This is a genomic window from Streptomyces sp. NPDC055103, assembly GCF_053607625.1.
This window is the reverse complement of record NZ_JBSGTX010000047.1, coordinates 41686-52922: the sequence shown is the minus strand read 5'-3', so window position 1 is coordinate 52922 and position 11237 is coordinate 41686. Positions and strand designations below refer to the sequence as shown.

Here is an 11237-nt window from a genome sequence, read left to right as displayed (position 1 = left end):
CCCTCACACGGTGTACGGGCGGGCGGACTTGGCTTCCTTGAGCGCGAGCGCCCACCAGGCGAGCTGGTCGAACAGGATCTTGGCCGCGCCCTCGGCGGCGGCGGGGTCCTTGTGGGCTCCGTCCTCGTCGAAGAGCGACCAGGCGGAGTGGAAGGAGACGGAGTCGCGGACGGTGACGGCGTGGACCTCGGCGAAGACCGGGCGGAGCTGCTCGACGGCCCGCAGGCCGCCGGAGACGCCGCCGTAGGAGACGAAGCCGACGGGCTTCGCCTGCCACTCGGTGTAGTGCCGGTCGATGAGGTTCTTGAGGGAGGCGGGGAAGGAGTGGTTGTACTCGGGGGTGAGGACGACGAAGGCGTCGGCGGCGGCGAGGGCCGGGGAGACCTTGGCGAGTTCGGCGCGGACGGCCGGGGACGGGTGGTGGGAGAGGGAGGTGGGGAGGTCGACCTCGGCGAGGTCGACGACCGTCACGGCGAAGTCCTCGCGCTCGGCGAGCCGGGAGCGGAGCCAGTCGGTGATGACGGGGGCGAAGCGGCCTTCGCGGTCGCTCGCCACGATCAGGGCGAGGTTCAGCGGGGCGGCGGAGGCGGCGGTGGTGGAGGCGGCGGTGGTGGAGGCGGTGGAGGCGGAGGTGGCGGCGGCGGCGGAGGTGCCGGTGGTGGTCTCGAAAGAGGCGTCGGAGGCGGCCTCGAAAGACGCGTCGGCGGTGGCGGCGGAGTTCGTGAGGGCCGCGGAGTTCGTGGTGTCGGTGTCCATGTCGATGATCGTGGTACCTCAAGTTTGGTTGAGGTCAAGCGGTGATCCCGACGACTTTCCCCAGGGCCTTTTCCGGCCCGTACGGTGAGGGCATGACGACTCCGCCCGCACCCCCCACCCCGCCCCCGTACGTCGAGGTCGACGGCGTCCCGGCGGTCGACCCGGAGCTCCTCGCGGCCCTCACGAGCGGCTTCGGCCACTTCACGGCGATGCAGGTGCGGGACGGGCGCGTGAAGGGCCTCGGCCGCCACCTCGAACGGCTCGACCGCTCCACCCGCGAGCTCTTCGCGGAGGAACTGCCCGGCGACCGGGTCCGCGAGCTGCTCGCCGGGGCCGTGGCGGCCTCCGGACGGCGGGACTGCTCGGCCCGGGTGCACGTGCACGAGGGCGTCCGCCTCCTGGTCGCCGTCCGCGAGCCCGCCCCGGACGGGCCCGGGGCGCCGCAGCGCCTCAGGAGCGTCGACTACCTGCGCCCCGCGGCGCACATCAAACACCTCGGCGGCTTCGGCCAGAGTTACCACCGCGAGGCGGCCCGGCGCGCCGGCTACGACGAGGCCCTGCTGACCTCGTCGAACGGCGACATCGCCGAGGGTGCGGTCACCAACATCGCTTTCTGGGACGGCGCTTCGGTGGTCTGGCCGTCGGCGCCCCACCTCGTGGGGATCACGATGAGCCTCCTCGAACCGCTGCTCGACTCGGTGCGGCGGCCGGTTTCCCTCGCGGACCTGGGCGGGTACCGTGCGGCCTTCGTGACCAACTCCCGGGGGATCGCACCGGTTTCGGGTATCGACTCGGTGGACTTCGCGGTGGACGAGGACCTGATGGAGAGGGTCTACTCGGCATACGAGTCGGTGGAGTGGGACGCGCTGCGGGCGTGACGGAACGCGGGAGGCGAGAAGAACGATGGCCGCGAGATACCTCGTCTCGCCACGGGGCGGCCGCCGCGCCCACCCCGACATCACGTCCGCGCTCCGCGCCGCGGAGGCACGGGGCCGGGCGGCGCTGATCGAGATCGCGCCCGGCCACTACGAGGAGGCGCTCACCGTCCGGGGCGAGGTCCGGCTGACGGCCGTCGAGGGTCCGGGCTCGGTCCTGGTGAGCCGGCCGCGCGGCGCCGTCCTCGACGCCTTCGGCACGGTCTCCGTCGACGGCCTGACGCTGGCCGGCCGGGACACCGACGTGGACATCGTCGGCTGCCACACGGGGACGCTCACGCTCGACCGCACCGAGATCCGGGCGCACGCCGGCGTCGCCGTGCACGCCCGGCCGCACACCTCCGTCACCCTGCGGGACAGCGTGGTCCTGTACGGCCGCGCCGCCTTCACCGGGTCGGCCGGACTCGTCGAGCGGTGCCGGTTCACCGACGCCGCCGACAACGCGATCGCCGCGATCGAGGGTGCCCGCGTCACGGTCCGGGGCAGCCGCATCGAGGGCAGCCGCATCCACGGCGTGCGCGTCTCCGACGCACGGGCCGAGGTCGTCGGCTGCGAGCTGACCGGTACGGGGCAGGCGGCGCTCGCGGCGGACAGCCGCGGGGAGCTCGCCGTGGTGGAGTGCGCGATCAGCGCCGTACACGCGGAGGGGATCCTGTTCATCGAGCAGTCCCGGGGCTCCGTGGACCGCACCCGCGTCACCGACGCGCTGCACGGGGTCGTCACGAAGAGCGGCGCGGGACCGGTCGTCCGCGGCTCCGTCTTCGTCGACTGCCGCGACACCGGGATCAACGTCCAGGACGCGGGCCTCGGGACGTTCGAGCACTGCCGGATACTCGGCACCCGCAACGTCGCGGTGTTCTCGACCAAGGGTGGCGCGCCCGAGGTGTGGGACTGCCACGTCTCGGGCGGGAACGTCGGGATCGCCGTCACGGAGGGCGGCAGGGGCCGCTTCACCCGGGTCGGGATCGAGGACCTGACGGGCACCGCGCTGCGGGTCTACGACGAGGGTGGGGCCGTGTTCTCGCACGTACGCGTGGAGCGCTGCCCGGCCGGCCTGGAGGCCCGGGGGAACGGCGGCACGACGGCCGAGGTGACCGATTCGGTGTTCCGTGACATCGGCATGGGGGCCGTGGCCATCGACGGCCAGTCGCGCGTCACGCTCAGGAACGTGACGGCGGAGCGCGGCGGCATGGTGGGCTTCGCCGTCGCGGGCGAGGCCATGCTCCAGGTCACCGACTGCGACGTCACGGGGGTGAGCAGCGGCGGGATCGGCGCCCTCGGCAGCGGGCGGCTCGTCGCACGGAACGTCACCGTGACGGGCTCGGAGGGCCTGGGGCTGTACGGGACGGGGACCGCCTACGTGGACGTCACGGACAGTACGTTCACCGACTGCGCGGGGGCGGGGGTGAGCTTCGACGAGAGGGCCGCGGGCCGTCTCGTCGGCTGCGCGGTGGACGGTACGGGCGGGCCGGCCGTCCTGCACAACGGCCTCGTGGACCTGGTATCGCTGCGGACGTCGCTCCCCGTCTCCCGGCACAAGGAGAAGCCGCCCGTGCCGACGCAGATCTTCAACGGACCGGTCTTCAACGGACCGGTGCACGATGTCCAACTGGCCTGGAACAACGACCACGTGGTCCAACGACAGCAACGGCAACAGCCGCCGCGGCAGCAGCCGCGGCCGCAGACCGAAGGGGACGGTACGCGCCCATGAGTGACCCCCGGAACACCCCGCAGGACGCTCCCGAGAGCACCCCGGCGAACACCCGCCACTACGAAGGACCCGTCTTCAACTCAACCGTCTCCCACGCCCAGTTCGCCTGGAACAACAAGGAGGCGGTCACGCAGAACCAGCAGAGCAACGGCGACACGGTCGCCCCCGGCTACGAGGCGCTCGCCGAGCTGGTGACCGGCCTGCTCGGGCAGCTGCCGCGGGCGGGCCTCGCCGACCAGGAGCGCGAGGACGCGGAGGCGGCGGCGCAGGAGGTCCTCGCGGAGATCACCCGTACGGACGCCGCCCCGGAGGAGGGCCGGCTCCGCCGCGCGCTCGCGGGCCTCAGGGGGGTGCTGGCACCGGTGGCGACGGGCCTGGTGGCCGGGACGACCGTCGGGGCGCAGGAGTGGGCCCTCGCGGCGATCACCAGCCTGACCGGCGCGCTCTGACCCGGAGCCCGGGGCGTGCGCGACACTCCGTGTCACCCGTTCGGCACGGGCCGTCAGCTGACGCGATGCAACCAGCCCTGACCTGCGTAAACGTTGGAAATCCAGCCGACACACCGCACCGGACGGCGCAATCCTGATGCCCCATCAGCAGGCGGTGGGCGCGGGGCGGCTCTTATCTCGGTCACAGAAGGTCCGTTCCGGGAAGTCCCTCCCGGGAGGACCCCCGGCATGACCGGCATGACCGCTCGCGCGCCCCGGAGGACCCCATGCGCACCACTGCCCGCCTGTTCACCGGTACCGCGCTGACGGTCGCCGCGATCGGGGCGCTCGCCGCCCCAGCGGCGTACGCCAACAACGAAAGCGACTGGGGGTCGCTGGAGGTCTACCCGTCCTCCGCCACCCCGGGTACGACCGTCACCGTCAACACCCTGGCCTGCGGCAAGCACGGCCACGGCGTCGGCGACGCGAACTCGCTGGGTGCCGGGGAGTTCCAGCTGGAGCCGAGCACGCACAAGGAGGTCGTGGTCGGCCAGTTCCGGGTGCCGGAGCACGTCAAGCCCGGCACGTACGGCATCAGTGTCGCCTGCGACAACGGAAAGACGGCCCGGGGAGACCTGACCGTCAAGCACCGGAGTCCGAGCGGCCACGTCCAGACCGGCGTCGGGGGCAGTGTCGGCCCCGACTCCGCCCAGGTCACGGCAGGCGCGGCGGTGCTGGCCGCGGCTGCCGTAGGCGGGGTCTGGCTCCTGCGCCGCCGGGCGAGCGGCGCGCAGGGGCACTGAGGGCCCCCGCCCGTCCTGCCCCCGCCGCGCGCCCGCATACGGCCCGGCGGGGGCAGGACCACATCACCACCGGCACCGGAAGCACGCGAGGGAATCCAGGTGAGCAACAGGAGCAAGGGCTGGGGCATAGCCGTGGCCGCCTGCGTCGGCCTCTGGCTCGTCCAGAACGGCTCGCAGGACGTCACCCCGCCCGTACCGTCCGCCGCCCAGGCCTTCGCCGCCGGGCCGAGCGTGCACACCGACGCCGCGGCGGACCCGCTGCCGTCCTCGGCGCCCGTACGGCTCCGGATCCCCGAGACCGACGTGGACACCCCGATGACGCGCCTCGGCCTGGCGGCGAACGGTTCGCTGGACGTGCCGCCCGCCGGCGACCGGAACCTCGCCGGCTGGTACGGGGACGGCGTCGCGCCCGGCGCCAAGGGCACGGCGATCGTCGCGGGCCATGTCGACAACGCCCAGGGGCCGGCCGTCTTCTACACGCTGGGCGCCCTGAAGAAGGGCCACCGGATCGAGGTGGACCGGCGGGACGGCCGTACCGCCGTCTTCACGGTCGACGCGGTCGAGGTGTACGCCAACAAGGACTTCCCGGACAAGAAGGTGTACGGCGAGACGGACCGCGCCGAGATCCGGGTGATCACCTGCGGCGGCGGCTTCTCGAAGAAGAACGGCTACCAGGGGAACGTGGTCGCCTTCGGCCACCTCATCGGGGTGCGGTAGGCAGCGGAAGACGTCCCACGGCGGCCACCGGAAGACGCCACGCGGCAGCCACCGGAAGACGTCACGCCCACTGGTCGAACGCGAGCTTCGCGACCAGCGAGAAGACGACGACCAGCAGGACCCCGCGGACGAACTCGGCACCCTTGCTCAGCGCCATCCGGGCCCCGACCATGCCGCCCGCCAGGTTGAAGACGGCCATGACGCACGCGAGCTGCCAGTACACGCTGCCCTGGTAGGCGAACATCGCGAGCGCGCCCGCGTTGGTGCAGACGTTGACGATCTTCGCGTTGGCGGAGGCGGTCACCAGGTCCAGGTGGAGGACGGCGGTCAGCGCGAGGACCAGGAAGGTGCCGGTGCCCGGCCCGAACAGTCCGTCGTAGAAGCCGATGCCGCCGCCGACGACCACGATCGCGGTCACGATCCGGGCCCGGGTCAGCGGCGCCCGGTCCTCCCCCGCCGGCTTCGCGCCGAACGACGGCCGCAGCATCACGAAGGCCGCCACGGCGAGCAGCACCACCATGACCACCGGGCGCAGGACGTCGTTGCTGATGCCCGAGGCGAAGAAGGCACCGGCCATGGAGCCCATGAGCGCGGCGAGCCCGATCCGTACCGCTGTCCCGACCTGGACGGGCGCCTTGCGGACGTAGGTGACGGCGGCCCCGGTGGTGCCCACGATCGCGACGGCCTTGTTGGTGCCGAGGATGTGCGCGGCCGGGACGTGGGGCAGCCCGAGCAGGAAGGCGGGGAGCAGGAGCAGCCCGCCGCCGCCCACCACGGCGTCGATCCAGCCCGCCACGAGCGCGGCGAGGCAGAGCAGGACGAGGGTGGTCAGAGTGATCTCGGGCATGACCGTGAGCCTAGGGAGACGATCGTTGCCCCGTCCATCGATCGCCTGATCGTTGAGCTGGTTCAGAGGTTGTGGCGCCCGGTGTCCGGCGACCGTGCGCGGGCGGTCGGGCGGACCGTGAGGGGCCCCGGGCCTCACAGCGCCGCGCGCCAGGGACGGAGATCAGCGTTCCGTACGGGAAACAGTCGGGATTCCGCCGGGTAACACCGGCCGCGCACGCTTCCCGGTATGAGTACACGGATCGTGGTGGTCGGGGGCGGGACGGCGGGCGCCCGGCTCGCCCAGCGCCTGCCCGTCACCCTCCTCGGCGAGGAGCCGCACGCCCCGTACAACAGGGTGCTGCTCGCGGACGTCCTCGCCAGGCGGTACGCCCCCGAGGTGATCGCCCTGCCCGGGACCCGGGAGCCGGCCAGGCTCGGGGTGCGGGCGGTGCGGATCGACCGGGCGGCACGGACGGTGGAGTGCGCGGACGGCTCCCTCGTCGGATACGACCGGCTGGTCCTGGCGACGGGCTCCAACCCGGTGCTGCCGCCGCTGCGCGGTCTGCGCGGGGCGGCGCTGCCGGAGGGTGTCCACCCCTTCCGTACGCTCGACGACTGCCTGACGCTGCGCGCGCTCGTCCGGCCCGGGGTCCGGGCGGTGGTGATCGGCGGCGGGCTCCTCGGGGTCTCGGCGGCGCGGGCGCTGGCGGCGCTGGGCGCGGAGGTCGTGCTGACCCAGCAGGGCGAGCGACTGATGGAGCGTCAGCTCGATGTCGAGGCCTCGTCGTTGCTGCGCGACCATGTGGAGTCCCTCGGCGTCGAGGTGCACACGGAGTGCCGGGTGAGCGGCCTGCGGCAGCGGGACGGGGCGGTGACGGCGGTCGAACTCGCCGACGGCTTCGTGCTCGACGCCCAGGTCGTGGTGCTGGCCTGCGGGGTCAGGCCCCGGACGGCCCTGGCCCGCGAGGCGGGTCTCGACGTCGGCAACGGCGTCCTGATCGACGACGAACTCCGCACCTCCGACCCGTACATCCACGCGATCGGCGACTGCGCGGAGCACGCGGGCCGCGTCTACGGCCTGGCGGGCCCCGCCCTGGAACAGGCGGACACCCTGGCGGACCTCCTCCTGACGGAGACGCCCACCCCACCCCCGGCGGGATCACCCCGCTACACCGGCACCCGCGCCCTCACCCGCCTCACCCTCGGCGGCTCCCGGCCGCTCGACCTCGCCGCCTTCGGCGAGGCGACCGCTCTGCCGGGCGACGACGTCGTCCGGCTCACCGACGCCACCCAGGGCGCCTACCGCAAGGTCGTCGTCCGCGGTGACCGGCTCGTCGGGGGCGTCCTCCTCGGCGACCTGGCCGCGGTCGGCGCGCTCGCCCGGGCCTGGGAGGGCGACGAAGCCCTCCCGGAGGCCCCTCTGCTGCACCTGCTCACCCACGACGGAGGCTCCCGACATGAGCGCTGACACGACGACCGCGTCCACCCCCACGATCGTCCTGGTCGGCCACGGAATGGTCGGCCAGCGCTTCCTGGAGGCGCTCGCCGACCGGGGCGTCACCGAGCGCGCCCGGATCGTGGTCCTCTGCGAGGAGCCGCGCCCGGCCTACGACCGCGTGCAGCTGACCTCGTACTTCTCCGGCAAGACGCCCGAGGACCTGTCGATGGTCGAGGCGGGCTTCATGGAGAAGCACGGCATCGAGCTGTACGTCGGCGACCCGGCGGAGTCGGTGGACCGGGCGGCCCGTACGGTCACCGCCCGCTCCGGCCGCGTCTTCGCGTACGACTCGCTCGTGCTGGCCACCGGCTCGTTCCCCTTCGTGCCGCCCGTCCCCGGCAAGGACGCCCGCGGCTGTTTCGTGTACCGCACGATCGAGGACCTGCTCGCCATCGAGGAGTACGCGAAGAACGCGACGACGGGCGCGGTCGTCGGCGGCGGGCTGCTCGGCCTGGAGGCGGCGGGCGCGCTCAAGGGGCTCGGACTCGACACGCACGTCGTGGAGTTCGCGCCGCGTCTGATGCCGGTGCAGGTCGACGAGGGCGGCGGCGCGGCGCTGCTGCGCACGATCGAACGGATGGGGCTGAGCGTCCACACGGGGACGGGCACGCAGGAGGTCGTGACGGCCGACGGCGCGGTGACCGGGATGAAGCTCTCGGACGGCTCCGAACTGGCCGTGGACATGGTCGTGTTCTCGGCGGGGGTACGCCCCCGGGACCAGCTGGCCCGCGACTGCGGCCTCGACGTCGGCGAGCGCGGCGGCATCGCGGTCGACGAGCTGTGCCGTACGTCCGACCCGGCGGTCTTCGCGATCGGCGAGTGCGCCCTCGCCTCGGACGGCCGGGTGTACGGCCTGGTGGCGCCGGGCTACGAGATGGCGCAGACGGCGGCGGCGACGATCGCCGACGAGACGGTCGACGGCTTCACCGGCGCCGACATGTCGACCAAGCTGAAGCTCCTCGGTGTGGACGTGGCCTCGTTCGGCGACGCGCACGGCACGGCCGACGGCTGCCTCGACGTCGTCTACTCCGACTCCCGCTCGGGCGTCTACAAGAAGCTGGTGATCGACGGCGAGGGCCGGCTGCTCGGCGGTGTCCTGGTCGGCGACGCCGAGCAGTACGGACTGCTCCGGCCGCTCACCGGTTCCGTACCGCCGGTCTCCGCCGAGCAGTTGGTACTCCCGGCGGGTGCGGGCACGCCGGTGGCGCTCGGCCCCTCGGCGCTGCCGGACGACGCGGTGATCTGCTCCTGCCACAACGTCACGAAGCACGCGATCGGCCAGTGCTCCTCGCTGGCCGAGGTGAAGAAGTGCACCAAGGCCGGTACGGGCTGCGGCAGTTGCGTGAAGGTCATCGAGAAGCTGCTGCCGGCCGCCGCCGACAAGGGGCTCTGCGGCTGCTTCTCGTACAGCCGCAGCGAGCTCTACGAGATCGCCCGCGCGCTGCGGATCACCTCCTTCGCCGCGCTGCTCGACTCGCACGGCAGGGACGGGGCGAAGGGCGGGGAGGGCTGCGAGGTCTGCAAGCCGACGGTCGGATCGATTCTCGCGTCTCTCAACAACGGTTACATCCTCGATGGCGAGCAGGCCTCCCTCCAGGACACCAACGACCACTTCCTCGCCAACATGCAGCGCAACGGCTCGTACTCGGTCGTGCCGCGCATCCCCGGCGGCGAGATCACCCCGGACAAACTGATCGTGATCGGCGAGGTGGCCCGGGACTTCGGGCTCTACACGAAGATCACGGGCGGCCAGCGGATCGACCTCTTCGGCGCCCGGGTGGACCAGCTCCCGTCGATCTGGACGCGTCTCGTCGACGCGGGCTTCGAGTCGGGGCACGCGTACGGCAAGGCGCTGCGCACGGTGAAGTCCTGTGTCGGGCAGACCTGGTGCCGGTACGGCGTGCAGGACTCGGTGCGGATGGCGATCCAGCTGGAGCTGCGCTACCGGGGCCTGCGCGCCCCGCACAAGCTGAAGTCGGCGGTCTCGGGCTGTGCCCGCGAGTGCGCGGAGGCCCAGTCGAAGGACTTCGGAATCATCGCGACGGCGAACGGCTGGAACCTCTACGTCGGCGGGAACGGCGGCGCGACCCCGCGCCACGCGGACCTGCTCGCCCAGGACCTCTCGGACGCCGAACTCGTGCGCCTGATCGACCGGTTCCTGATGTTCTACATCCGGACGGCGGACCGCCTTGAGCGGACGTCGACCTGGCTGGAGCGCCTGGAGGGCGGGCTCGACCACCTCAAGGACGTGGTGGTGCGCGACTCCCTCGGGCTCTGCGACGAGCTGGAGGCGCTGATGGCGGCGCACGTCGCCGACTACCAGGACGAGTGGGCGCAGACGCTGGACGACCCGGACCGGCTGCGGCGCTTCGTCTCCTTCGTGAACGCGCCGGAGGCGCCGGACCCGTCGGTCCGGTTCATGCCGGAGCGCGACCAGATCAAGCCGGATCTCACGATCCTGACGCTCGGCCCGACGAACGGCACCCTGGAAGGGGCTTCCCGATGACGACACTCACCTCGGCACCCGCCTCGGCACTCACCTCGACCATGCTCGAACTCTCCCCCTCCCCCGACTCCTGGATGACGGTCTGCGAGGCGTCCCGGCTGACCCCGGGCCGGGGCGTCGCGGCGCTGCTGCCGGACGGCCGGCAGGCGGCGGTCTTCCGGGACCGGTCGGGACGGACGTACGCGATCGACAACCGCGACCCGTTCACCGGGGCGCAGGTGCTGTCCCGGGGGCTGATCGGCTCGGCGGACGGGCGGCCCTTCGTGGCCTCGCCGCTCCTGAAGCAGCGCTTCGACCTGGAGACGGGCCGCTGCCTGGACGACGACGAGGTCACGGTGACGGTGTACCCGGTCCGAAGCATTTAACTTGACCGGTCGTTCCAGATAGACGTACGGTCCCTCTGTGGCCAGGACCAAGGAATTCGATCCCGACGCCGCGCTCCAGGCCGCTCTCGAGCTGTTCTGGGCACGCGGCTACGAGGCGACGACGATGTCGGACCTCGTGGAGCACCTCGGGGTCGGCCGGGCCAGCATCTACGCGACCTTCGGGAACAAGCACGACCTCTACATGAAGGCGATGGACCGCTACCTGGAGACCAGGGACCCGGAGATCGTCCGGGAGCTGTCCGCGCCGGGCCCGGCCCTGCCGGCCGTGCGGGCGCTCGTCCGCCGCTTCGCCGCCGAGGCGGCGACGGAGGGCCGGCGCCTCAACGGCTGTTTCGTCACCAACTCGGCGGCGGAGCTCGCACCGCACGACCCGGTCGTCGCACGCCGGGTCGAGCTCAGCTGGGAGCAGGTCGAGACGCTCCTGTACGGGGCACTCACCCGGGCCCGCGCAGGGGGCGAGCTCCCGGCGGACCGGGACCCGCGCGCCCTGGCCCGGATGCTACTGGTCCTGCTCCAGGGCGTCCGGGTGGTGGGCAAGGCCTCGACGGACCCGGGCAGGGTCCTGGACGCGGCGGAGCAGGCACTGACACTGCTGGACTGAGGGACGGGCGCCCACGGGGCGCCCTTTCTTCGGCGTTCATATTGGAATGTACGGTCAAATACAGAGGG

11 protein-coding genes are annotated in these 11237 nt (G+C 72.6%); 9 read left to right on the top strand and 2 right to left on the bottom strand.

Going from position 1 to position 11237, the window contains the following annotated elements:
• Nucleotides 1-3: 3 nt before the first annotated feature.
• Nucleotides 4-756, bottom strand: a complete 753-nt coding sequence (locus ACWFR1_RS26835) for an NADPH-dependent FMN reductase (RefSeq protein ID WP_453555367.1) — start codon at nt 754-756, stop codon at nt 4-6.
• A gap of 92 nt (nt 757-848) precedes the next feature.
• Here ACWFR1_RS26835 and ACWFR1_RS26830 point away from each other — a divergent pair, with 92 nt between their 5' ends.
• From ACWFR1_RS26830 to ACWFR1_RS26810, 5 genes are all read left to right on the top strand, one after another.
• On the top strand, nt 849-1634 hold the full coding sequence (locus tag ACWFR1_RS26830) for an aminotransferase class IV (protein WP_453555366.1): 786 nt from the start codon (nt 849-851) through the stop codon (nt 1632-1634).
• A 25-nt stretch (nt 1635-1659) separates the two neighbouring features.
• On the top strand, nt 1660-3402 hold the full coding sequence (locus ACWFR1_RS26825; RefSeq protein ID WP_453555364.1) for a right-handed parallel beta-helix repeat-containing protein: 1743 nt from the start codon (nt 1660-1662) through the stop codon (nt 3400-3402).
• Nucleotides 3399-3851: a hypothetical protein gene (locus ACWFR1_RS26820; protein WP_453555362.1), complete on the top strand. Its 453-nt coding sequence runs from the start codon at nt 3399-3401 to the stop codon at nt 3849-3851. Before ACWFR1_RS26825 ends, ACWFR1_RS26820 begins: the two co-directional genes overlap by 4 nt.
• 266 nt (nt 3852-4117) lie before the next feature.
• Entirely contained in the window at nt 4118-4633 is a 516-nt protein-coding gene (locus ACWFR1_RS26815; protein WP_453555360.1) for a hypothetical protein, read from the top strand.
• Nucleotides 4634-4732: 99 nt separating this feature from the next.
• Nucleotides 4733-5350 carry a class F sortase gene (locus ACWFR1_RS26810; RefSeq protein WP_453555358.1) on the top strand — a complete coding sequence of 206 codons (618 nt, stop codon included), beginning with the start codon at nt 4733-4735 and terminating at the stop codon, nt 5348-5350.
• 61 nt (nt 5351-5411) lie between these two features.
• Here the strand turns inward: ACWFR1_RS26810 and ACWFR1_RS26805 are convergent, their stop codons facing one another.
• Nucleotides 5412-6197 (bottom strand): TSUP family transporter, encoded by a 786-nt coding sequence (locus tag ACWFR1_RS26805; protein ID WP_453555356.1) that lies wholly within the window; start codon nt 6195-6197, stop codon nt 5412-5414.
• Nucleotides 6198-6425: 228 nt separating this feature from the next.
• Between ACWFR1_RS26805 and ACWFR1_RS26800 the strand changes: the two genes are divergently transcribed.
• The 4 genes from ACWFR1_RS26800 to ACWFR1_RS26785 are packed head-to-tail and all read left to right on the top strand — an operon-like array spanning nt 6426 to nt 11169.
• A complete protein-coding gene (locus ACWFR1_RS26800; RefSeq protein WP_453555354.1) occupies nt 6426-7646 on the top strand; it encodes an NAD(P)/FAD-dependent oxidoreductase in 1221 nt (406 codons plus the stop codon).
• Entirely contained in the window at nt 7636-10182 is a 2547-nt protein-coding gene (nirB, locus tag ACWFR1_RS26795) for a nitrite reductase large subunit NirB (protein WP_453555352.1), read from the top strand. Before ACWFR1_RS26800 ends, nirB begins: the two co-directional genes overlap by 11 nt.
• Before the next feature lie 41 nt (nt 10183-10223).
• On the top strand, nt 10224-10547 hold the full coding sequence (gene nirD / locus ACWFR1_RS26790) for a nitrite reductase small subunit NirD (protein ID WP_453555390.1): 324 nt from the start codon (nt 10224-10226) through the stop codon (nt 10545-10547).
• 37 nt (nt 10548-10584) lie between these two features.
• Complete coding sequence (locus tag ACWFR1_RS26785) at nt 10585-11169, top strand: TetR/AcrR family transcriptional regulator (protein ID WP_453555350.1); 585 nt, start codon at nt 10585-10587, stop codon at nt 11167-11169.
• The last annotated feature ends 68 nt before the right edge of the window (nt 11170-11237 follow it).